This is a genomic window from Vibrio sp. T9, from assembly GCF_003123985.1.
Lineage (GTDB): Bacteria > Pseudomonadota > Gammaproteobacteria > Enterobacterales > Vibrionaceae > Vibrio > Vibrio diabolicus.
On the sequence record NZ_NIGY01000003.1, the window covers coordinates 25102 to 48526 of the forward strand.

Genomic DNA, 23425 nt, shown 5'->3' on the forward strand with positions numbered 1-23425 from the left:
TTTTCTTTCTGCTTTCCGTTGGCTATAAGAGACACTGGTAATGATGTGCTTAGGTACCCCAACTCTCTGTTTAGAGAGCGCGTCTATAAAAAATGCCCGCAAGTTGCGGGCATTTTTGTTGTTAGAGATGCAGTTCTATTAATACGCTTATTTTTTATCGAGTAAATCGAGGAAGAACGCGTACTCTAACGCATCTTCTTTCAAGCGCTTAAATCGACCAGATGCGCCGCCGTGTCCGGCTTCCATATCGGTTTTGAACAACAAGACGTTATCGTCAGTCTTCATTTCACGAAGTTTGGCGACCCACTTCATTGGTTCAAAGTACTGCACTTGAGAGTCGTGCAAGCCAGTCGTTACCAACATGTTCGGGTAGTTTTGTGCCTTGATGTTGTCGTAAGGCGAGTAACTCAACATATAGTCATAGTATGTTTTGTTATTTGGGTTACCCCATTCATCATATTCATTGGTGGTCAATGGAATTGATTCATCGAGCATAGTGGTTACCACGTCCACAAACGGAACATGAGCGCCGATACCGCGATACAGTTCTGGTGCTTGGTTGATGACTGCCCCCATTAAGAGACCACCTGCAGAGCCACCAACAGCGAAGACTTTATCTTTCGCGCCGTAGCCTTGTTCAACCAAACCTTTAGTTACATCAATAAAGTCGTTGAATGTGTTTTGCTTGGTGAGTTTTTTACCATCCTCATACCAAGGACGGCCAAGCATTTCAGATCCACGGATATGAGCGATGGCGTAAACAAAGCCGCGGTCTAATAGACTCAAACGTGTCGAGCGGAAAGTTGGCTCAATGGTTGCGCCATAAGATCCATAACCATATTGGTAGAGTGGATTCGTACCATCCTTCTTAAATAAGTCTTTACGATACACCAAAGAAACGGGTACTTCTTTACCGTCACGGGCTGTGATCATAATGCGTTCTGATTGGTAATTGTCAGGATTAAAATCACCAAGTACAGGTGTTTGCTTCATGATTTCTGACTCGCCCGTTTTTAGATCGAAATCGTAGTAGGTTCCTGGAGTGGTTAAACTGCTGTAATAAATACGAACTTTCTCGTTATCCAGCTCTAGGTTACCTGTCAAATAGGCTGCAAACGCATCGTCATTAAATGTGAGGGGGAATTCTTTTCCTGTAGAGAGCTGACGTACAGTGACGCTTGCTAGGCCGTTAGAGCGCTGCTCATAGACGAGGTGATCATCGAATAGCTCGAAGTCGACAAGTTGAGTGTTGTCGTCTGCGGCAATCACGTCTTGCCACTTAGAGCGATCGTGCATCTCTTCTTGCTTAACTTTCATCAAACGGAAGTTCACGGCTTGATAGTTGGTATAAATGTAATACCAATCGCCTAGCTTAGAAATGCTGTATTCAATGCCATTTTCACGAGGATAAAAAGGCTTCGCCTTTGCTTTAGGGTTGTTCGCATCGAGGATGGAGACGCCGCTGGTTTCTGTACTGGAATGCCAGATATAAATATCTTCGCCATCTTTGCTTTTGCTTAGAGAGGTGTAATAGGCGCTGTCGGTTTCTTCAAAAATCAACTCATCGCTGCTTTGTGGCGTACCTAAAATATGACGATACACTTGGTAGCCCAGCAAGGTCTGTGGATCTTTTTTGATGTAGTAAAAGGCGTTGTTATCGTTCTGCCATGCAATCGCGCTTGAGGCGCCTTCGATTTCATCTTGCAGGTAATTGCCTGTTGTCAGGTCTTTGATCTTAAGAGTGTAAACGCGGCGGCTTAATGTATCTTCGCCATACGCCAGTAAGTTTTCATTCGGACTGAGGTACAAGCCGCCAATACTGAAGAACTCATGTTCTTTTGCAAGTTCATTGACATCTAAAATGACTTGCTTGTCTTTGCCTGCAAAATCTTTCGCTCGAAGATGAACTTCATACTCGTTATCTCCGGTCACTTCACTAGAGTAGAAGTAGTTGCCTTTACGCACAGGAACGGAGTTGTCGTCTTTTGCTATACGACCTTTAATTTCTTCAAATAGCTCATTTTGAAGAGCTTCAGTGTGCTTGAGAACGGTTTCCGCATACTGATTTTCTTGCTCTAGGTGCTGCAAAATTTCCGGATCTTTACGTTCGTCGTCACGCATCCAGTAGTAGTTATCAACGCGAGTATCACCATGAATAGTCATCGCGTGAGGGACTTTTTTCGCAACCGGAGCTTGAGTTTGTTGAGCAACGATCTGTGATTGGGAGTATTGATTCATGCTGGGAGTTCCTTGATTGCTGCATCCGGCGACAAGCGCGACCGAGACGGCCAACGTAGTTAAAGTGAAACGCATCTGTTTTTATCCTTATTGTACACCCAAGTGGCCTCATCCTGAGGGCTGGGCTTTCATTTCGTTAGTGGTTTTCAGTTGTCCATTCTTTGTTATGGGGTGTGCCGAAAAAGTGAGAATTCTCAATATTTCCGAGTTGGCTACTCAATTTGAAGGGAGCTGAAAACACATTGTGTAAGCAGCTGTTATTTTTAACAAATATCAATTCGAAAGTTAAATCATTCTCATCGGTAAATCGATATAGTGTGATATGAAAAAAGGGACACACTAGTTTAGTGTGTCCCTTTTGGATTTTGAACGTTAGTCGATAATGATCAGATGACTTGCGGCACTTCGTTTGAGTGGTTGTGCGCTCGATTTACCCACATGAGCCCAAGCATTGCAATTACCGACATTGCCATCATCAAAACACCTAGTGGCATCTGGTTGTGCGCTGGAAATAGTGATGCAAGCAAGGTCGCAATACCTGCTCCCAAGTTTTGCATGCCACCCAATGTCGCGCCTGCTGTTCCTGCATGATATGGGAATGGCGCAATTGCTCCGGTTGTTGCGGCTGGGAATAGGATACCCGCACCCAAAAAGTACACGGTTGCGCCGCCAACCAGCGTTAACGCCGTGGTTAAACCAAACAAGCCAGGGATGAGCACAATAGCAGAGCCAACAAAAATCGATACCAAACCCACATTTAAAGCACGACGCTCAGAGCGGCGCTGCGCGATGTAGCTAGATAAGCCCGCACCCACCAAGTAACCCGGGATCGGCAAGATAAACAGCAAACTTACTGTGGTCGCTGGTAATGCCAATACACCACCTAGCAATACCCCAGCTGCTGCCTCGAACACACCTACGCCAGCAAACGTCGCAACTAGGCAGATCAAAAAGCCTTGGAAGCGGCGGTCAGACAAAACGTGTTTGTAGCTTTTGGCTACTGGTTCGAACTTGCGTTTCTCTTTTGGTAGCGTCTCCATCATGCTGGTCATCATGGTAATCACCACTGCAATGCCAAACAACGCTAAGAATAGGTAGCTAGAGCGCCAGCCAAACGCTTCGGTTAAGTAGCCGCCAAGTACGGGAGCCAACAATGGTGAGAAAATCACACACATGCTGATTAAGCTATTTGCTCTGTGTAGCTCAGAACCTTCAAAGCAGTCGCGAGTCAGAGTACGTGACATCGCACCACCGCAGCCAATACCTAAACCTTGGATGAAACTACCAATCAAGAACCATTCAAATTGGTGTGCAAAGAGCGCCACCAATGTACCTACGATGTAGATAAGTAGGCCTGCTATGATGATTGGCTTGCGACCTAAGCGGTCCGATAACGTACCGTACACGAATTGCGATAAGCCATATGGAATTAGGTAACAAGCCATCACAGCTTGAAGTGATGACGCAGACACCAAAAACTCACCCGCCATATGACCGATTGAAGGCACGTACATTGTTTGGGTCATTTGACCCACGGCAGTCAATATTGCGATTAAAAAGGTAAGTTTCGCTAATGGAAACGAAGCAGACATTTGCGTATCTCTCCAAAAAATTTAAGACGTAAAAACCCTTAGCGCTCTAATGCAGAGTGCCAACAGACTTTTGGTGTTACGGGGCTATTTGCGCGAGATATTAGTCTTTGCGTGTACAATTAGCAATCGAAAAGTGTGAAGTTGAGCAAGATAAAAATCTATAATATGCATTAGAAAAACTAATCTTGATTTGCATTCGGAAATAGGCTGCTTTTCTTTGTTGAATTACGTTAAATCTCTTATTTGTTGTGAATGTAAACTCACTTATAGGTCATTGGTTTTTATGGTTAAAATCGAGGGGAGAAGAATTGCTTTGGTTAGCCAGAGCAAGACATGGTTCGAACGAAGAAAAGACTGGAGAAGGCACCATGAACAAAAAGGGAGCCGAAGCTCCCTTAGAAATGATTATGTTTATTCGCGGCCAGATGCGTATGCGTAAAGCATTTCTAGCGCGATGGTTGCTCCTGCTAATGCGGTAACATCACTGTGGTCGTACGGAGGCGATACTTCTACAACATCCATACCCACAATATTCATACCGGCTAAGCCACGAATGATCTTCAGTGCTTTGTCTGAGTTCAAGCCACCACAAACGGGTGTACCTGTTCCTGGTGCGAAGGCTGGGTCCAAGCAGTCGATGTCAAAAGTAACATACACTGGCTTATCTGCGACGGTACGACGAATCTCTTCTAAGATCTCGTTCACCGACATGTCATTCGCCTGCATCGCATTAATCACATTAAAGCCGTGATCCTGCTGTTTGTATTCAGTACGAATACCGATTTGTACGGAGTTCTTCGCAGAGATCAAGCCTTCTTTCGGCGCATGGTAGAACATTGTACCGTGGTCGTATGAACTGCCATTTGCGTAGGTATCCGTATGAGCATCAAAGTGAATCAGAGCCATTTGACCATGATGCTTCGCGTAGGCACGCAGGATAGGCAGTGTGATGAAGTGGTCACCGCCCAATCCCAACATGGTTTTACCGCTTTTTAGAATTTCACTGGTTGCTGCCTCTAGACGGTAAGTGAAATCTTCCGCATCACCGCAATCGAACACGAGGTCACCCGCGTCGATCACTTTCAGCTTATCCAATACGTTGAAGTCCCACGGGAACTTCTTACCTTCCCATGCCAAGTTGACTGAGGCACGGCGAATCGCATCTGGCCCCATGCGTGCGCCTGGACGACCAGATGTAGCCATGTCCAGAGGAACCCCTAGCACCACAACGTCTGCGTCTGCCGATACCGGATTACGAATGTACGGTAGACGTAAAAACGACATAGAGTTGGAGTAAAGCGAATAATCGGTTTTAGTAAACAAATCATTCATATCAGAAGTCCTCTAAATAGGTGTATCCCGCTAGACCTTGTTCTAGTTCTGCTAGGATTTGTGCTTGTTCATTGGCTTCAACTCGTTGGGAAACCAATTGTTTGTAATTGTCACGAATCGCATCCACGTCGATATGAACGTAGCGCATCATGTCTTCTACACTATCACCTTCATTGATGTAACTGATCTCAAATTGACCGTGTTCATCAACATTGACTACTGCACTGTGGGTGTCACCAAATAGGTTGTGCATGTCACCAAGGATTTCTTGGTATGCGCCTACTAGGAAAAAGCCCATTAGGTATGGTTTGTCTTTGCTCCAAGCTGGTACAGGTAGCGTGCTCTCGATGCCTTGACCATCAACGTAGTGATCGATCGCGCCATCAGAGTCACAGGTGATGTCCAACATTACGGCACGACGCTCTTCCGCATCGCCAAGGCCAGAAAGTGGTAGAACAGGGAACACCTGATCAATACCCCAAGCATCTGGTAGAGATTGGAAGAGAGAGAAGTTCACGAAGAACTTATCTGCAAGACGTTCGCTCAACTCGTCCAGAATCGGACGGTGGAAGCGATTTTTAGTGCTCATCTTGCGGCTTAGTTCGAAGTAAATGCGCAGTGACAGTTGTTCTGCCCACGCACGTTGCTCCAAGTTAAGCACGCCAGTTGCGAATTGAGAGTGTACCTCTGCCAAATCACTTTGGGTATCGTTGTAGATCTCAATTAACGCACGAGCGTCTGTACCATCTTGTAAGTTTTCCCAGTTTCGCCACATGTTTTGTAGTAAAAGTGGAGCATCTGCGCCAAGTTCATGCACTTCTTCCGGTTGGTATGTTTCTGTACCAATTACGTTAGAAATCAACACAGCGTGGTGCGCTGTCAGTGAACGACCGGATTCAGATATGATCACTGGCATCGGTTGTTCGTATTGCTGACACACGTCGCCCACTGTGTTGACGATATTACGTGCGTACTCTGCAAGGCCGTAGTTCATCGAGTTCGATGATTGGCTGCGTGTGCCGTCGTAGTCGACTGCCAAACCGCCGCCCACATCGAAGTATTCGATGTTTGCACCCAGTGCGCGCAGTTCGCAGTAGAAACGTGCAGACTCATTCACACCATTACGTACATCACGGATGTTTGCCATCTGTGAGCCAAGGTGGAAATGAACCAGTTGCATCGCATCTAGGCTGCCTTCGCGTTTCAGACGTTCAATAACACTAAGCACTTGCGATGCAGACAAACCAAATTTCGATTTTTCACCGCCACTTGCTTGCCATTTCCCCGCACCTTGAGAGGCGAGGCGAATGCGTAAACCAAGGCGCGGTTTTACGCCCAAGCTTTTCGCTTCTTCTAGCACCAGATCCAGCTCAGAAAGCTTCTCTAGTACGATGAATACCTTGTGGCCCAGCTTTTCACCGATCAGTGCAAGACGCACATACTCACGGTCTTTGTAGCCGTTACACACGATCACGGAGCTGCCTTGTTGAGCCAATGCAAGTACTGCCAACAATTCTGGCTTGCTACCCGCTTCAAGACCAAGCTGTTTGGTTTCTAGTTGAGCTTGGCTCGCTAGAATTTCATCCACCACTTCACGTTGTTGGTTTACTTTAATTGGGTACACCAACAGGTATTTGTTTGGATATTGGTATTCTTCAATTGCTTGGTTGAAAGCGTGGCAAATTCCATGCACACGTTGGTGCACGATTTGCGGGAAGCGCACTAATACAGGCAGATTTAACTGCTTCGCTTCTAGCTCATTTACAATGGCACTGAAAGGGATTTGATGTGCACGATCACTACGAGGTGATACGTAAACCTCGCCTTGGTCATCAATACCGTAGAAACCTTGGCTCCAGTAGTGAACGTTGTAGTCCGCGCGGATGCGGTCTAATTTAGTTGCTTTTTCCAACTCGATTCTCACAAAAATGTACTTAAGTCCTTAATTAATTAGAAGGAAAAGTACAAAAAAGCAAATCATGAGGCATTAACCTCATACCCTGACACGAACTCCGTGTGCGCGCATTAACGGATAAAAGTGCCGCTGAGTCTAATGATTAAAATCTATCATCTCGATTATGATTTCTTGTCGTGCGCTGATGTGAACATTTGTTTACCAGTGCGTCCATTCAGCTGTTATAGTTGGTCTGACCAGCATGGAAGCGGTCATGAAAAATCTCACTCAAATAAGGACATATTTTGCAGCTGCACAGAATTCAGGGATACATTCAGACCATGTATCTCGCCGAATATCCCGATAAATTAATGTTGCTTGATGGTGCAAGTCGAGCAGACATTCCTCACCTTAAAGATTTTATTGAACATCAACTCCATCGTCCTTTTTCTGACCTAAAGTTGGTCGTTGTAACTCACATGCATCCAGACCACGCTGGTGGCGCGCACAAACTGCGTGATTTAACTGGATGTAAGCTATTGGCCGCAAAGCGAGAGAGCCAATGGTATAGCGGTGTAGATGGTTGGCTAATGCATTTGACCGATTTGATGTTAGCGCGCTGGATGGCGAACCGGATGCGTAAACCAAAGCAAAACCTGTGGTATTCGCGCAAGTTAAAGCCCGATATAGAACTCATCGATGGTGAGTGTATTCCGGGGTTTGATGATTGGCAGGTGCTAGAAACGCAGGGACATACCGATAGAGATTTGTCGGTTTATCATTCTGAACAAGATGTATTGTATGTGGCGGATTTGATGGTGCAGGTTAAGAAACATCTTATTGCGCCGTTTCCCATATTTCATCCAAACCAATATCGCCAATCATTAAAGCGTGTGTTTGAGATGAATCCGCAATGTTTGCTTTTGGCGCATGGGGGAGAGGTGACTTTTGATGAGAAAGCGTATCAGCACATTCTGCATACTGCGCCAACTAAGCCGATGACCCATTGGCGAGTTACAAAGGTCAAAGCGAAGGGATTGTTGTTTGCGCTATTTAGTAGGAAGTAGACGAAGATAAAGCCAGACGAGTGATGCTCAACAAAAACGTTCGATCACTCATCTGAAGCTACGGGGTTAAGATGCCAATAAGTGAGATTGGCTAGGGTCTACCAGCACTTTGTCTGCCATGCCCTGACGACCTAACAGCATCATGTAAGTCATTTTTTCACGGTTGGTCAACGTAATGTCGATTGGCCATTGTTTGTCACCCATGCGCAGCATGGTGGTGATAACGCAGCGATGCTCAAAGGTACCGTTTGAAGATTTAACTTTACGGTTTGCCTTTAGCTTCGCTGTGCAGCGAACCACTTGTTCTAAATGATAAACATCCGGGTGTAGATCGAATGCAACGTAAGACTGACCATCTTTTTCAAAGCAATCAATGTTATCTACATGCAATGAAGAGGTTTGTGCGCCCGTATCAATGCGCGCTTCAAGGTGAGTAATCCCTAACTCAGGTAAGCAAATAGCTTCGGCGTTCCCAATGATCATTTTCTGATTCATAGTGTCATCCTAGCGATGAGTAATACGAGAGCCTACTAAGCAGGCTCTCACTCAAACAATTATCAACCTTTACCACGAGTACGGTTTGCGTGTGGTTTTGCGTTTTTCTCGATAAAGTCGAAAATCATACCAGCAACGTCTTTTTCTGTAGCGAGCTCGATACCTTCAAGACCTGGTGAAGAATTCACTTCCATTACCACTGGGCCGTTTTTAGATTGAAGGATATCTACACCGCATAGGTTTAACCCCATGACTTTTGCCGCGTTAATCGCAGTAGCGCGTTCTTCTTTGCTTAGTCGCACTAACTGTGCAGAGCCGCCGCGATGTAAGTTAGAGCGGAACTCGCCTTCTTTCGCTTGGCGCTTCATCGCTGCAATCACTTTATTACCGACAACAAAGCAACGTATGTCTGCGCCTTTAGCTTCTTCGATGAACTCTTGCACCATGATATTTGCTTTCAACCCCATGAATGCTTCGATCACGCTTTCTGCTGCTTTGTTGGTTTCAGCAAGCACAACACCGATGCCTTGAGTTCCTTCTAGCAATTTAATGACTAGAGGTGCGCCACCAACATTTTTGATCACGTCCTGAATGTTATCAGGGTGGTGAGCAAAGCCAGTGCGCGGCAAGCCGATGCCTTTACGCGATAACAGTTGCAACGAGCGTAATTTGTCACGAGAACGACTGATTGCGACCGATTCGTTGACACAAAATGTGCCCATCATTTCAAACTGACGTACAACCGCGGTACCGTAGAATGTGATGGATGCACCGATGCGAGGAATCACAGCGTCGTATTGTGGCAATTCTTCACCCTTATAGCGGATCTTAGGGTTGTTGCTCGTAATGTCCATATAACAGTGCAGAGTATCGATGACGTCTACTTGATGTCCACGCTCTTCACCTGCCTGTTTTAGGCGCATGGTTGAATATAAATTCTCATTACGAGAGAGAATAGCAATACGCATGGCAATTCCTTAGTAAGTCAGTACCAAATTAAAAATATAAGTATAGAGTATAGAATGCAGCAGGTATGTGATATTTAGGTGATATTACCTACTGACTTCAACGATTTAGATGTGTGGTTGGACAACCACTTCGTTAGAGGTGCGCACCTTAGTTTTTTTTCTTGCGAGAAGAAAACGAAAAAAACTCGTCGTTACGACAAAAGTAATTTGTTGAATCATCGGACATTCTCGCGTCGTAAGCCGGAAGTTGTCTATGGACTTTTTTAAGCAAACGGATTACGACGAGTTTAAAACGCTAGGCTATTCTGTAGTTTGTTTTGAGTTTGTGATGACGTCCAATAACACATCTTTAATTGTTTGATAGCGCAGTGGCAGAACACGACTTCGTTTGCGAACTAAAAATAACTCTTCACACACGGTGTTTTTCAGTTGTGCGATGTGCAAGGTATCTTTTTGTGGGAAGTTGTCGACAGCACTTTGAGGCAGCACGGTGAAGCCGAGTCCTTTACTCACAGGTAGTAAAATTTGGCTTAATTGATTCACGTAGCCGGATAATGGTAAATCGCTCATCTTAATTTCTTGGAGATCTTGTTCCGCGCATTGGTCAAAAAACAGCGTCATGTAGTGCTTGGCATCAGGATGGGCAATGACACCACAGTCGTGCAAGAGTTGTGGTGTTATCTGCTTTTCGCGGTATTGATTAGGTAGGACTAAGCACAACTGCTCCTTACCAATTCTTTCACTGTGAAATAAACCTTTGTGAGGAACATCAGTTACGATACCAATATCAATGCTTCCTTCCGTTATTGCATTGAGAATCGAGTGATTGGGTGCGGCTTCTAAATGCAGCGATAAGCCTGGGTGCTGTTTTTGCTTTTCTAAAAGAGGGCCATACAGCATCAATGCCATTGCGCCAGAACAGGCCAGTTTACAGTGACCTGAAAATGCATCATCAAAACTGAGTTCTTCGAGCAACGCTTTCTCTCTTTCTTCTAACTCCAGCGCGTAGGCGTAAACAATCCGACCTTGCTCTGTTAATTCGAAGCTTTTGTTTTCACGTTTGATCAGCGCATGCTGACAACTTTGCTCTAACTTTTTGATGTGTTGGCTGACACCAGGTTGGGTCATAAAAAGTTTTTCTGCCGTTTGTGTGAAATGACCGACTTCAATCAATGTCTTAAATGTATGTAACCAAACAGGATTAAGCATAATGTGAGATTTGCTGTGAGCTTGCTGAAAGACGTAGAGAAAATGATAGCACGGCACGAAATAAATCGACGCAAGAGAATCGGGTGCCTCGCGAATAATAAATAGCAGACAAAATAAAACCCCGCCTGGTTTCCCAGACGGGGCTTATTCTTTTTCGCAGCAATCCGGCTACTATAGGTGCTCCCTGCATCTATCCTTGATTGTGGTTAAGTCCTTTAACCGAGTTCCTTGTTCATCGCCTTCCTAGCGGTGTCCATTCTTGCCTATCATCCTGACGGGCGAACTCTATCCTAGAGCTTAACTACATCCTTGCTGATAACTCATCCTAAGCTACCAAATCTTCATCCTGAAGATACCTAGTCCATTAGGTTTTTTTCCTGTTCCCGCCAACATCCTGTCGACACAATCAGTATTGATGTTTTGCTGATTACTCTCAATTAGCTAGGTAAAAAAACTTTGGCAGCGAATATTGTTTGAAATGATATAACTGATAATTTTCAATGGCTTATGTTAATTTTTCGATTTTGTCTTAGTCAATGATGGTCGTTTTGCTTACATTGCTTGTAAGAGATTTCGCACAAGGTGTCGAGCAAATGTCCGAACTGGCGTCGTTTTCATCCTGTTTAAGAATTTGCTCAAGATCACAACTCGATTTGTAGCCATAAAATTTGGCGATAGTGTCAGGTGGAATTTCCATTTCTTTGATGGCGAATGTTGCCCATTCATCACGTGTTTTGTGCAGGGCTTGGCGTAGCTTGACAGTGAAGTGACTCATGAAAGCCTCCTTAGTTATCTTGTCTTTCAAGGCAACAATAAGGAGCGTGACGACACAAAGTTGATAGTATGCCGCTTAATATCAATACTATTTCGGCGTGATGAAGATTAAGCTGGCAATACTGATATTATTTGAGCGTGAAACAATACTATTTTGTGGAGTAGCCAATGGCACACATCGAAAAAGTACCACAAAGACCAGGTTTTTCTTGGCGCTATCGTCGCATTGATGAGCCAGAAAAAGAGTACGATCTCCATTTTCACGATGATGTGTTTGAATTAGTCATCCATCGCCACTTCACTGGTAGTTTGCATATTGGTCATCACGAATTAGAAGTGACTCACAACCAAATGCTATTGATCGCGCCTGGTGTGCCTCACTCTATTCACTCCACATTGGTCGAAAGCAAGTGCGAGACTCATGTGATTTGGTTTAAGCGTGAGTGGATTGCCAATTTGATGTTCTATTGCGCAGAGCTTAGAAAGCTTGATCCGCTTTTAAAAGCGGCCAACAAAGGTGTGATGTTTTCTGAGCGGACAGCTCAGCACGTTGTGGATCTTCTGCATGAGCTCATGACGTTTCCTGCAATGGAGCAACTCTCGAGATTTCTCCATGTTTTGTCTTTGATTGCTCACGATGAAGGGGCGAAAACACTGATGACTCACTCTTACTTATCGATGAGTGAACACGAATTACAGGAAAGAGAACGAGTGGCAAGTGTCAACGCGTATCTCGAACAGCACTTTGCAACTAAGGTGACGCTCGCAGACTTGGCGAACTACTTATCGCTGAGTGAAAGTGCGGTCACAAGATTGTTTCAAAAGCACTTTAAAGAGCCGTTTAGCCAACGCCTAATGAAATTGCGGATCAATCATGCCGCAGATTTGCTGCAATCAACGCCTTTGCCGATTGGAATTGTGTTTGAGAGAGTAGGGTATCGAAACCAAGCCCTGTTTAATCGTCACTTCAAAACGTATAAAGGGCTTACGCCACGCGAGTACCGTCAGCAATATCAGCAGCGAATCCAGCCTTAATTGGGTCGCACACAACTGCGATCACGAACGCGAAAAGAGTTACTCGGCTGAAAGTGATGGGCAATTGATATCTTACTTGCAAAATTTTTCAGGAATCATTATTAAGATTCAGTGACAGATAATATAGGGAACTTGATTGCCATTTTTCTGTCATATCTGGTGAGTAAGTTAACCGTGTCAGAGAGATAATACGCCGTTTACTAGCCAAAGATGACTGCAAGAAATCGGTAATTATCATTATGTTGTGAAATTGGTCACGGTTAAATAATTGGTTCCCTTATAGATTGAAGGGGATTCGACCTTAGACAATAAGCTCCATAAGGAGCGTTACTTATATAAGATGAGGGATTTTACTATGAAAAAGACTAGAAGAGCTCAGCTACATCGTGTGCGTATTCAATACTGGAAAGACACGAAAGACGCACCAGCTAAAAAATCATAGTTAATGATACCTAAAGGCACGAGCTGGCAGTGGAACGCCGTTTCCCGCTGATTGCCAGCTCAAAAACGCCACAATCACATTCACTCCGCACAACCTCCCAGCACTCTACTTTTACTATCGCACACTTCCAAAAGTAAAAAAGCCAGTCCGGAGACCAGCTTTTTATTATTGTCAGTATGACTCTGTTACTTACAGGTAGTTTGCGTCAACCAAGTCGCCAGCTTTTGCGCTTTTCACTTCTGGACGTGCTTCTAACCATGCGATAATTTGTGCTTTTTGCTCTTCAGTAGCACTGCCGTAACGGTCAGTAGAGCATAGGAAGCCTTCAAACAGTTCTAGACCACCGCCGCCGAAGCAAAGGCCAAGACCATCAATATAGTCGATAAAGTCATCAACGAATGCATCGTAACGGTCGAAGTCGTTGATGTCTGTTTCACAGCTGATCTCGAAACCTAGGATTGCGAACTCACCTAAGAACAGCTTTTTACGGATACGACGGCTCTTGTTATCGATCTTGTCTAATTTCATGATTATCTCTCGTAGATGATTTGAATTCGTACACCTTATACCTTCTATCACACTTTAGCCCAAGTAAAATCAGAATGAAGCGATACAGTTGGTGATTATGTGACCAAAACTTAATTGCTCAATTGGTAACGCTGCTGAGTTTGCAGCACTGCTGAAACACAAGTTTCATATGTTTTAAGCACTTTTGTCATTTTTCTTCTCCAAACTTCTTGCCGTTCAACTAATCACTTATTTATTAATTAAACTATAAGATCGGGAAAGTAAAAATGAGCAAGGAAACCTTTGACGCGACGCGTTATAACCAAAGTGAAAACAAACCATTTGAAGAAGTATTAGAAGCGAGCCTATCTCGACGCAGCATTCTGAAAGGTGGTTTAGGCATCAGTGCGATGACCGCATTTGGTGCTTTCGGATTGACTGGTTGTAATTCATCGGACTCAGGAAGTACAGTAAGCAGTGGCTCGGGCGTATCTAAAGCCGTTCTTAACTTTGAATCTATCCCTGGCTCACTCACTGACGCCGTTTCAATTCCACAAGGCTACACCGCACAAGTATTGGTACCTTGGGGAACACCACTTAATGCACAAGGCAGCGCATGGCAAAATGATGGTACCAACACCAGTACCGATCAGTTAAATGCGCTAGGCATGCACCATGACGGCATGCATTTTTTCCCATTGAACGATAGCACCACAGATGGCTTGCTATGTATTAACCACGAGTACATTGATACATCAGCACTGCATCCAAACGGTCCGACGGTTGAAAATGGCGTACGTACCATTGTAGATGAAGTGCGTAAAGAGATTAACGCGCACGGTGTGTCAGTGGTTCGTATTCAGCTTGAAAATAACATGTGGAAGCTAGTCGATACTGATCCATTAAACCGCCGTTACACTGGTGCGACAGCAATGGACTTATCTGGCCCAGTGGCGCACACGTCACTAACTGTCACTCGTTTCTCGCCAGATGGCAGCCAAGCACGTGGTACGTTAAACAACTGTGGCAACGGCTACACGCCATGGGGCACTTACTTAACTTGTGAAGAGAACTGGCCAGGTTACTTTGTTAACGCCGGGACTCGTACAGAAGAACAAGATCGCATTGGTGTTGATGACCAAAGCACACGCTACTTGTGGGAAACACTTGCAGGAAATGCAGAAGAGCGTCTCGATGAGTTCTCTCGCTTTAATGTGGCTCCAACAGGAGCAAGTGCAATGGATGATTACCGTAATGAAGCCAATGGTCACGGTTACATCGTCGAAATTGACCCTTACACGCAAAACTCGCGTGCGAAGAAGCGTACTGCACTAGGTCGTTTCCGTCACGAAGGCTGTACGTTTGGTAAGCTTGAAGAAGGCAAACCAGTGGTATTCTACTCTGGTCACGACTCTCGCTTTGAGTACCTATACAAATTTGAATCTGCGGCAGCGTGGGATCCAGCAGATGCAAACTCGGAAAACCGCCTAGCGACAGGCGATAAGTACATGGACGAAGGTACACTTTATGTTGCGCGTTTCAATGAAGACAGTACAGGTACTTGGTTGCCGTTGACGCTTGATAGCGTAACAAAATCTGGTGGTACGTTAGCGGAGCACTTTAACTCATTGGCTGAAATTATCATCAATACGGCAGGCGCGGCTGACCTCGTTGGGGCAACTCCAATGGATCGCCCAGAGTGGTGTACGGTTGATCCATTCACAGGCTCGGTTTACTTAACATTGACGAATAATACGCGCCGTACTGATGAAACCAATCCTGCGAACCCACGTTTGAACAATAAGTTTGGTCACGTTATTCGTTGGGATGAAGGGGCTTCAGCTACAGACTTTACTTGGGATATCTTTGTCTTTGGTTCGCCAGCAAATGGTGATGCAGATACTAACCGTTCTGGCCTGAATGAGCTAAACCAGTTTGCTAGCCCTGACGGATTAGCGTTTGATGGCCGTGGTATTTTGTGGATTCAGACCGATAACGGCGCAGATGAAGTTACGTCTTACACTAATGATCAAATGTTGGCCGTTGTGCCATCTAAGCTAACAGATGAGAATGGTGACCAAGCAGTGATTGGTGCGGATAACCAAGCGGAGCTTAAACGCTTCTTTGTTGGACCAAATGGTTGTGAAGTGACAGGCTTTACTATCAGCCCTGATTACAAATCATTGTTTGTGAATATTCAGCACCCAGGCAACTGGCCATACAGTGAAGATGCCGCCGAAGAAACGCCTGCTGGTGTTTCTGTGCGCCCACGAGCGGCGACGGTTGTCATTCGACGTGAAGACGGTGGAGAGATTGCAGTTTAATCTCTAAATGCATTCACACCTTAAAATTCAAGCCCTGCAAATGCAGGGCTTGATGGTTTAGGCGAATGCCTAGTCGCACTTTATATCCAGACAACAGGCTTAGCTTTTCAATGAACCGCCTGAAGTACGAATTACGTCTTGATACCAGTAGAAGCTCTTCTTGCGTTTACGCTCTAGCGTTCCTTGCCCATCATCATGACGATCGACATAAATATAACCGTAACGCTTGCTCATTTCGGCTGTTGAGTTAGCCACCAAGTCGATAGGCCCCCAGCTGGTGAAGCCCATCAACTCAACGCCATCAAGAATCGCTTCGTGTGCTTGAACCAAATGATCATTAAGGTATGAGATTCGATAATCGTCTTGGATTTCCCCGTTTTCATCGAATTCATCACGAGCGCCTAAGCCATTCTCGACGATAAATAGCGGTTTTTGGTAACGATCGTGAAGGAAGTTGAGCAAAACGCGCAGGCCTTTTGGATCGATCAACCAGCCCCATTGGCTCTTTTCAAGGTATGGGTTTGGTACGCTATCGACGATGTTACCCACTTCTTTCTGTTTCGGATCGGCACTCGCACAGCCACTTGCGTAGTAGCTGAAGGAAATAAAATCGACACTGGCCGATGCAATTTCTTCTAAGTCGCCAGCTTCCATTTGTATTTCAATGCCGTTTTCACGGAAGTAACGTTTCATGTAGCCTGGGTACTGACCACGAGTCTGCACATCACCGAAGAACAACCACTTATTGTTTTCATGCATAGCAGCAAGCACATCATCAGGGTTGCAGGTGTATGGGTAGTTGATTGCGCCAAGCAGCATGTTACCAATCTTGCCGTTTGGTACGATTTGCTGACACAGTTTTACCGCTTTCGCGTTTGCTACAAGCTGGTGGTGAATCGCTTGATAAATGTCTTGTTCACTGGCGTCTTCTTGCAAGCCCACTCCCGTAAATGGCGCATGCAGTGACATGTTGATTTCGTTAAAGGTAAGCCACAGCTTCACTTTGTCTTTGTAGCGTTCAAGCACGGTGCGAGCGTAACGCTCGAAAAACTCGATCACTCGACGATCGCTCCAACCACCATAATTCTCAACCAAGGCGTAAGGCATCTCGTAATGAGAAAGCGTAACAAATGGTTGCATATCGTGTTTGGCTAGCTCATCAAAAATTTTGTCGTAAAACGCCAGTCCTTCTTCGTTTGGCTCAAGCTCATCGCCATTAGGAAAAATACGACTCCAAGCGATGGACAAGCGCAGGCAGGTGAATCCCATCTCTTTAAACAGGGCAATATCTTCTGGATAGCGATTGTAGAAATCGATCGCAAGATCTTTGATACCAGGCGTTCGTTCTTCACGCGTTTGATGCGGGCTTAGAATGCCGTTTGGCAACATATCTGATGTTGATAAACCTTTCCCCCCAAAGTTGTATGCCCCCTCTACCTGGTTTGCCGCAATGGCACCACCCCAAAGGAAATTATCTGGAAACTTAATCATGTTTCTCACTCTTTATATTTAGGAAATGTTTGTGGATTTATTGCTTGAGAATAGTGTAGGAGACATCTCGATACTTGTAGCGAGATCGTGTTTTTATCAGTTCATCACCAAACGTCAGTAATGATAAACATTGAGATATAGGATGGTTGTTAACAATGCCAACCTAAGTGAATTTAGGTTGGCATTCGTATTCAAAACGTAAATGCTAAATTCGCCGCCGCGCCAAACTGGTTATCGCCAGCGTAAGACCCTGCTAGGTCTACACTGATTACATCAAAAGGACTGATGCCAATGCCCCCTGTCACCGAGTTATCGAGGTTATTTTCTAGGTCAACTTCATAACCAGCACGCAGTTGCGCCCATCCCCAAGCATTCCCCTCGATACCAACTCGAATAAACTGGGTGTCATCGTCGAGCTCTTTAAAGCGCTTTTGTTTGGTGAGATCGGTGTCTAGACTCAGAGCGACATAGTCGCCGACATAGCCGATACCAAGGGTCGCTTGTGGCGTGAGTTCGTAGGTATAGTTGCCAAGTTTTGTTTCTATATCTTGTTCGAAGACGTCTTTTAACGAGAGACCAGCTCTAAATGCGTTGTGATACCAAGCGACCCCAAGATCCATATTGAACGTGTTCTTTGATACTTCACTTTTGTCGTAATCCTCGATATCAAAGTCATCTAGTGTTGTACGCTGCGTATAGGTTTTAAGTTGTTGGTATTTGGGCGTAATACCAAATGCGAATTGCTGCCCACCTATCGTGTACGCGCGAGCTAAGGCAACGCCATATTCCGCACTACCGAAAGCCGCTAGGTCGACGGCAGAATTGAGGTATCGATCTGCGGTGTTTGTTGAATCTGAGATATCGGGTGCCGCAAGTATCTCCACATAACCAGCGCTAAAAAGGTTTACCGACATGTAGCGTGTCGGAATCGCAATCGCGAGGCTCAGACCTCCGTTAATGACGACTGGAGCACTCTTATCTAATTGATCGAGTAGTCGATTAAGTTCGGCTTCGTTCGCAGGTGTGGGAATGCCCTGAATACTATCGTAAAGGTCTTGAACATCATCAACGGCTGATAAAGCTTCATCCTCATCGTGAATATTGACGCCGAGAGCAGGAATGAGTAGGCCGATATCGTCATTTTCTCGATAGAGAGCGCCTAGGGCTGGGTTGTGTAGAGGAGCGGTTAAATAGTCAGCGGAAACGACGCCTGTATTTCCCATTCCGTGACTTCGAGCGTCTGCTGCGTAAGGTGCTGCAAAAGCGTGAGGTGATAAAATAAAAAGCGCCCCTGTTGCTGCTAAAGTTAGTTTTCTCATAACGCATCCATTCTTACTTTAAATAATTACTTATCAATAAATTAGATGGTGGGAGCTAAAACTTGGTGTCAACCACCAAAAATTGTGCTGATGAATAGCATGTGGCGATTCATCAAGTTAAGCGTAGGTTAGGCAACTCGCTTTATAAAGTTGATTAAGATTTATTGCTCTTTAATTGTGTGGAGAAAAGCTGAAGAGGTAGATGGCGTTGGATTAGCTACGATGAGGAGCGAGCTCAAACATTAAGGTGAAGGACATGCCTTTATCAGCGTTGAGCTGCGCACTGACTTTCCCTTGCATATCTCGCATATTGTTGGCGGTAATGGAAAGCCCTAACCCCAGTCCTTCACCAATTTTTTTACTGGTTTGGAAAGGCTCGAACATGGTATCGAGTTGGTCTGAAGGTACCCCACACCCATTATCACTTACCACGACCTCGATATTATCGGAAGTGGGTGTAACGGCAATCATTAACTGTGGATCTTGGGTCTCTTTCATCGCATCTAATGCGTTGGAAATTAGGTTGCCGAGCACTTGTTGTAGGCGTTGCTCTTCGCCAATGATATTGGGTAAGTCGTTGGGAATGCGTACCCGAACATCTACCTTCGCGAGTTGAGATTGATAGACGCGTAGCGTCTCTTCTAAAGCGTTTGTCAGCGATATCTCGTGCAGTGTCTCTGGTTTATTGTAGGCAAACGTTTTTAGCTGACTGGTCATGCTTGCCATGCGGTCAATCAACTTTTGAATCAACTTGTTATTAGCTTTCATCATGTCTGTTTGTCCACGTTCTGCTAGCAACTCGTTGGTGGTTAAAAGGGTACGCAGGCCAGTCAATGGTTGGTTTAACTCGTGGGTAATCGCGCTCGACATTCTGCCCAATGCTGCCATTTTGCTTGATTCAATCAATTGCTCTTGGGCTTGTTTTAAAGCTTGAGTTCGCTCTTCCACCCTTTGAGCTAGCTCTTGGTTAATCAGCTGCAGCGATTGTTCCGCTTTTTTACGTTTGCTAATGTCGATTACGGTAGCAAGGAAATACTGCTCACCGTGCCATGGGAAGCTAGTGAGTGAAAATAGTACAGGAAATACGCTGCCATCACTGCGTCGCGCCATGGTTTCTACAGCGCTAATCTCTGCCAGTTCCTTATGCTTTGGCAGATCTCTAAGCAAAGTGAGTGTGGTTGAATTTGAATTACCTGCATCAAATAATTCCCAGGCGAAGGTATGACGATTCACACTTTCAGGAAGACAAAAAAGGCGTTTTGCCATTGGGTTGAGGTCGAACAATAGACCTTGTTCATCAATCAACAACAAACCAACATGTGTTTTATTGATCATCTGTTTAAGTCGGCGTTGCGATTCTTCTAGTAAGGCTTGAATACGCTGCTGATTGAGATGCTTTTGTCGACGCTGTAAACCAATGATCACCAACAGGATAAGGAGTAGGAGGAGCGCTGCGATGCTCCATCCAATGACACTAATCGTTTGCTGAACAGGTTTGGTCGGAATAAGGTAACTGACAAACCAGTTTAAGTCGTCCAGCTTTACTGTGTGTGCAAAGTAGCGCTGCTGATTGAGAGTCCAGAAATGAATCACCGTATTGTCATATAGCGTTTGAGTTTCGACTTTGACTTGGTTATTCGGTTCATTAAACCAGTCGGCGTTATAGTTTGTGCTGCTGGAGAGGAAGAAGCGTTGATGGCGATTTTGTAGCGTGATGATGTCTTGGCTGGTGATGGTCTGCTCTGTTAGCAAACTCAGGTTGATTTGAACAACAACGATGCCCGCTATCTCCAAACCATCAAAAATTGGTGCAGAGAGGTAGTAAAGCGGACTAGAACCTTTTGTTTTATTCACCAGTGAGACGCCTTCTCCCTGACGTTGTATTTGTTCGACAATCGCACGGCGGTCAGAGCGGCTGAACCGTTCATCGATCAGACTCGATACCAACACTTCTCCCGAGGTTGAAAGTATCAACCAGCCCTCTGTATTCGCGGCTTTATCGAGCTGTGTCAGTTGTGCTTGAAGTGGCTCGTAGTAGTTTAAATTGCCTTTCACAAACGAAATTGTTTCTGGGTTATTCGTGACGAGATAGGGAAGGTGATAGAAACGTTTTAATGCTCGGCGGACTTCACCAATGTAGTCGAGGAGTTTCTGTTGTGCTTCTTGTTGAGTTTGGACGCTCAGCCATTGATGGGCCACCTCTCGGCTAGCACCGTAGAAAAAGATCACCAGCGCACTGATCAATACGGCGGTTAGCCACATTTTCCCATTCTTAGTGCGCTGCATACGAGCTCCGTTTGGCTGAACATAGTTATCGTAGTTGGTAGTGAAAGAGTGCGCTTAACTGATTGGATGTTAAAGAATTGTGATTAAGAAGTGGGATCTAGCTCCTTTTCTATAGCATGGTTTTTGCTAACTTTAGCAAAGACTTCTATCACCGATCAGGCAGTAACTCATGACTTTTGACGACATTCCGCGTATCGCCCTAATTGAAGATGATGACATCGTTCGTCAAGCAACAAGCCAATGGCTGCAATTGGCGGGGTTTGACGTCATAGCTTTTAGCTCGGGGGAGGAAGGTAAAACCGCCATTCTGAACCAAGAGTTTGATGCGATAGTTAGTGATGTTCGTTTGCCAGATACTGATGGAATTTCGATTTTAGAGAGCCTTATTGCGAATCACATTCCAACACCAATGATACTAATTACTGGTCATGGTGATGTGGATATGGCGGTGAATGCGCTACAAAACGGCGCGTTTGATTTTATTGAAAAACCTTTCCAACCGGAGCGTTTGTCTCAACGTGTCACAGATGCGGTCGAGAGCCATCGCGCGCAAACATCGACGCTTCACCGCCAAGAGTATCTAGCTAGCGTGAGTGGTTTAGAAGAGGTGCTCATTGGTCAAAGTCGAGTGATGCAGCAATTACGCGAGCAAGTTGCGAAATTGGCGAAAATCGATACTAACGTGATCATCTACGGTGAAACGGGTTGTGGTAAAGAGCTGGTAGCGACCAGTTTACATAATGAAAGCCAAAGAAAACCTCATCACTTTGTGCCGATAAACTGTGGTGCGATTCCAGAACACCTTTTCGAGAGTGAGTTGTTTGGTCACGAAGCTGGGGCGTTCACTGGTGCAAACAAACGACGCATCGGCAAATTGGAATACGCCGATAAAGGCACGTTGTTTTTTGACGAGATAGAAAGCATGCCGTTGTCCATGCAGGTGAAAGTGCTGCGGGCGCTTCAAGAGCATACCGTTGAAAGAGTGGGGGGGAATCAGCAGATCGGCGTTGATTTACGAGTGATCGCGGCTGCGAAAGAAGATCTCAATGATCATGAAGAGTTTCGGCAAGATTTATACTATCGGCTCAACGTCGCGCAAATTTATTTGCCGCCACTCAGGGAGAGAGAAGAAGATTCACTGATTTTGTTTGAGCACTTCACCTTGCAAACTAACCCTGAAACCAGACCATTGAGTGATGCCGACAGAAACGCAGTGCTTTCCTACGCTTGGCCTGGGAATGTTCGAGAGCTGCGAAACGTGGCTATGCGTTTTGCTTTGGATGAAACGGTATCTGTGATGGAAATTCTCTCTAGCCGTCCTTCGTCAACCACGGAGGAGACGCAAGTGGGTGTTCCACTGGTTATTCAATTACATAATTTTGAGCGCAAGGTGCTGCATGATTCATTGGTCAGGCATCACGGACGCATCAATGAAGTGATGCAGGAGTTGGATTTACCACGTCGAACCCTTAACCAAAAAATGCAAAAGTTTGGTTTAAATCGCTCTGATTATACTTAACGCAATTTTTAAGCTGACTTACCGCTATGGGCGTCACAAATATGATTATGCGCTTTTCGAGGGAGTTGGGACAAACTTATAAGTTAGGCCTTTCCCTTCTCCAAACAAGGTGACTTGGTTTCTGCCCGTATGTTTAGAGCTATACAGCGCTTCGTCTGCTTCAGCAACGACCTCGTGAAGCGGTTGTCCCTCTGATAACTCACTGATTCCAAAGCTCATGGTGATCTCATTTTCGAATGACTGCAATGAGGCTTCAGTTTCCACCGCCAGGCGAATTTGCTCGGCAACAATTTTGGCGCGTTGTGCTTTTTCAAGTAAAACAATCATGAACTCATCACCACCAAATCGTACTGTGCAAGCTGACTCTGGGAGGTGTTTCTTAAAGATAGCGGCAATCGTAGCCATGACGGAATCTCCTACCGTATGGCCGTAGTGATCATTAATCGCTTTGAACTCGTCCATGTCGGTCATGATGATGCTTATTGATTGCTTCCGTTTGTGCGCTTGATTAACAAGGTTTGGAACAATTTCTTCCATCGCGCGACGATTATGAAGCCCTGTGAGGGCGTCTAAATGTGAGAGATCATTGATTGACTGTATCAAGCGGCCATTAATTAGCCACAACATGCTAAAGCTCATAGCGACAATCAGACAGATGCTAAGTAAAAACGTCATCTGGTGGATAAAACCTGCGGTCATAAAATTTGGCACTTCATTGGCGAAAACGCTCCAAAGTGCTCTGAAGCCCATAAAAATACTGAAGCAAAAGAAGGAGCACGCCATCACTATGATTGGGAGTTTTTGGTCTTGCTTGGTGCCTTTCAGCATGGCGATCCCACTAAAAAACGTAACGATGCAGATATAAACACTTAAGTAAATGATACGGCTTTTAATTGAATGGTCATGGAAGGTGAAATAATAAAACGAACCGCT

Annotated in this window: 17 protein-coding genes; 4 read left to right on the plus strand and 13 right to left on the minus strand. The window is 45.1% G+C overall.

Going from position 1 to position 23425, the window contains the following annotated elements; all coding sequences use genetic code 11:
• Positions 1-147 precede the first annotated feature (147 nt).
• From CBX98_RS06895 to speA, 4 genes are all read right to left on the minus strand, one after another.
• A complete protein-coding gene (locus tag CBX98_RS06895; protein ID WP_109168825.1) occupies positions 148-2313 on the minus strand; it encodes a S9 family peptidase in 2166 nt (721 codons plus the stop codon).
• Positions 2314-2624: 311 nt separating this feature from the next.
• The gene (emrD, locus tag CBX98_RS06900; RefSeq protein WP_005393574.1) at positions 2625-3830 is read right to left on the minus strand and encodes a multidrug efflux MFS transporter EmrD; all 1206 of its coding nucleotides are present in this window, start codon (positions 3828-3830) and stop codon (positions 2625-2627) included.
• 411 nt (positions 3831-4241) lie between these two features.
• A complete protein-coding gene (speB, locus tag CBX98_RS06905) occupies positions 4242-5162 on the minus strand; it encodes an agmatinase (RefSeq protein ID WP_005393578.1) in 921 nt (306 codons plus the stop codon).
• Between the two features lies 1 nt (position 5163).
• Positions 5164-7074, minus strand: coding sequence for an arginine decarboxylase (gene speA / locus CBX98_RS06910; protein ID WP_161444533.1), 1911 nt, complete (start codon positions 7072-7074; stop codon positions 5164-5166).
• A 323-nt stretch (positions 7075-7397) separates the two neighbouring features.
• Here speA and CBX98_RS06915 point away from each other — a divergent pair, with 323 nt between their 5' ends.
• The gene (locus tag CBX98_RS06915) at positions 7398-8123 is read left to right on the plus strand and encodes an MBL fold metallo-hydrolase (RefSeq protein WP_046873896.1); all 726 of its coding nucleotides are present in this window, start codon (positions 7398-7400) and stop codon (positions 8121-8123) included.
• 66 nt (positions 8124-8189) lie between these two features.
• Here the strand turns inward: CBX98_RS06915 and CBX98_RS06920 are convergent, their stop codons facing one another.
• The 4 genes from CBX98_RS06920 to CBX98_RS06940 form a co-directional block, all read right to left on the minus strand.
• The gene (locus tag CBX98_RS06920; RefSeq protein WP_005393584.1) at positions 8190-8618 is read right to left on the minus strand and encodes a RimK/LysX family protein; all 429 of its coding nucleotides are present in this window, start codon (positions 8616-8618) and stop codon (positions 8190-8192) included.
• Positions 8619-8680: 62 nt separating this feature from the next.
• Positions 8681-9586 (minus strand): 30S ribosomal protein S6--L-glutamate ligase, encoded by a 906-nt coding sequence (gene rimK, locus CBX98_RS06925; protein ID WP_005393586.1) that lies wholly within the window; start codon positions 9584-9586, stop codon positions 8681-8683.
• 300 nt (positions 9587-9886) lie between these two features.
• Positions 9887-10795 (minus strand): LysR family transcriptional regulator, encoded by a 909-nt coding sequence (locus CBX98_RS06935; protein ID WP_005393588.1) that lies wholly within the window; start codon positions 10793-10795, stop codon positions 9887-9889.
• Between the two features lie 529 nt (positions 10796-11324).
• Entirely contained in the window at positions 11325-11570 is a 246-nt protein-coding gene (locus CBX98_RS06940) for a hypothetical protein (protein WP_109168828.1), read from the minus strand.
• A gap of 167 nt (positions 11571-11737) precedes the next feature.
• Here CBX98_RS06940 and CBX98_RS06945 point away from each other — a divergent pair, with 167 nt between their 5' ends.
• Positions 11738-12604 (plus strand): AraC family transcriptional regulator, encoded by an 867-nt coding sequence (locus CBX98_RS06945; RefSeq protein ID WP_109168829.1) that lies wholly within the window; start codon positions 11738-11740, stop codon positions 12602-12604.
• Between the two features lie 631 nt (positions 12605-13235).
• On the opposite strand, the gene CBX98_RS06950 is transcribed toward CBX98_RS06945, so the two are convergent.
• The gene (locus CBX98_RS06950; RefSeq protein WP_109168830.1) at positions 13236-13574 is read right to left on the minus strand and encodes a 50S ribosome-binding protein YggL; all 339 of its coding nucleotides are present in this window, start codon (positions 13572-13574) and stop codon (positions 13236-13238) included.
• Positions 13575-13840: 266 nt separating this feature from the next.
• On the opposite strand from CBX98_RS06950, the gene CBX98_RS06955 reads away from it, so the two are divergent.
• Positions 13841-15877 carry a PhoX family phosphatase gene (locus CBX98_RS06955; protein ID WP_109168831.1) on the plus strand — a complete coding sequence of 679 codons (2037 nt, stop codon included), beginning with the start codon at positions 13841-13843 and terminating at the stop codon, positions 15875-15877.
• 99 nt (positions 15878-15976) lie between these two features.
• Here CBX98_RS06955 and ascB read toward each other — a convergent pair whose 3' ends face one another.
• From ascB to CBX98_RS06970, 3 genes are all read right to left on the minus strand, one after another.
• Positions 15977-17368 carry a 6-phospho-beta-glucosidase gene (gene ascB, locus CBX98_RS06960; protein WP_109168832.1) on the minus strand — a complete coding sequence of 464 codons (1392 nt, stop codon included), beginning with the start codon at positions 17366-17368 and terminating at the stop codon, positions 15977-15979.
• A gap of 191 nt (positions 17369-17559) precedes the next feature.
• The gene (locus CBX98_RS06965; RefSeq protein WP_109168833.1) at positions 17560-18687 is read right to left on the minus strand and encodes a conjugal transfer protein TraF; all 1128 of its coding nucleotides are present in this window, start codon (positions 18685-18687) and stop codon (positions 17560-17562) included.
• 213 nt (positions 18688-18900) lie between these two features.
• Positions 18901-20973: an ATP-binding protein gene (locus tag CBX98_RS06970; protein WP_109168834.1), complete on the minus strand. Its 2073-nt coding sequence runs from the start codon at positions 20971-20973 to the stop codon at positions 18901-18903.
• A gap of 169 nt (positions 20974-21142) precedes the next feature.
• On the opposite strand from CBX98_RS06970, the gene CBX98_RS06975 reads away from it, so the two are divergent.
• Complete coding sequence (locus tag CBX98_RS06975) at positions 21143-22492, plus strand: sigma-54 dependent transcriptional regulator (protein WP_006741248.1); 1350 nt, start codon at positions 21143-21145, stop codon at positions 22490-22492.
• A gap of 45 nt (positions 22493-22537) precedes the next feature.
• Here the strand turns inward: CBX98_RS06975 and CBX98_RS26565 are convergent, their stop codons facing one another.
• A complete protein-coding gene (locus CBX98_RS26565; RefSeq protein WP_242446576.1) occupies positions 22538-23191 on the minus strand; it encodes a GGDEF domain-containing protein in 654 nt (217 codons plus the stop codon).
• Between the last annotated feature and the right edge of the window lie 234 nt (positions 23192-23425).

Bases quoted from the DNA above. Each gene is read 5' to 3' on its own strand.
- CBX98_RS06950 (WP_109168830.1), bottom strand. From the start codon at position 13,574: ATGAAATTAGACAAGATCGATAACAAGAGCCGTCGTATCCGTAAAAAG.
- speB (WP_005393578.1), bottom strand. From the start codon at position 5,162: ATGAATGATTTGTTTACTAAAACCGATTATTCGCTTTACTCCAACTCT.
- CBX98_RS06920 (WP_005393584.1), bottom strand. From the start codon at position 8,618: ATGAATCAGAAAATGATCATTGGGAACGCCGAAGCTATTTGCTTACCT.
- CBX98_RS06940 (WP_109168828.1), bottom strand. From the start codon at position 11,570: ATGAGTCACTTCACTGTCAAGCTACGCCAAGCCCTGCACAAAACACGT.
- CBX98_RS06935 (WP_005393588.1), bottom strand. From the start codon at position 10,795: ATGCTTAATCCTGTTTGGTTACATACATTTAAGACATTGATTGAAGTC.
- CBX98_RS06965 (WP_109168833.1), bottom strand. From the start codon at position 18,687: ATGAGAAAACTAACTTTAGCAGCAACAGGGGCGCTTTTTATTTTATCA.
- emrD (WP_005393574.1), bottom strand. From the start codon at position 3,830: ATGTCTGCTTCGTTTCCATTAGCGAAACTTACCTTTTTAATCGCAATA.
- CBX98_RS06955 (WP_109168831.1), top strand. From the start codon at position 13,841: ATGAGCAAGGAAACCTTTGACGCGACGCGTTATAACCAAAGTGAAAAC.
- CBX98_RS06895 (WP_109168825.1), bottom strand. From the start codon at position 2,313: ATGCGTTTCACTTTAACTACGTTGGCCGTCTCGGTCGCGCTTGTCGCC.
- CBX98_RS06970 (WP_109168834.1), bottom strand. From the start codon at position 20,973: ATGCAGCGCACTAAGAATGGGAAAATGTGGCTAACCGCCGTATTGATC.
- CBX98_RS06915 (WP_046873896.1), top strand. From the start codon at position 7,398: ATGTATCTCGCCGAATATCCCGATAAATTAATGTTGCTTGATGGTGCA.
- ascB (WP_109168832.1), bottom strand. From the start codon at position 17,368: ATGATTAAGTTTCCAGATAATTTCCTTTGGGGTGGTGCCATTGCGGCA.
- CBX98_RS26565 (WP_242446576.1), bottom strand. From the start codon at position 23,191: ATGACCGCAGGTTTTATCCACCAGATGACGTTTTTACTTAGCATCTGT.
- CBX98_RS06945 (WP_109168829.1), top strand. From the start codon at position 11,738: ATGGCACACATCGAAAAAGTACCACAAAGACCAGGTTTTTCTTGGCGC.
- rimK (WP_005393586.1), bottom strand. From the start codon at position 9,586: ATGCGTATTGCTATTCTCTCTCGTAATGAGAATTTATATTCAACCATG.
- CBX98_RS06975 (WP_006741248.1), top strand. From the start codon at position 21,143: ATGACTTTTGACGACATTCCGCGTATCGCCCTAATTGAAGATGATGAC.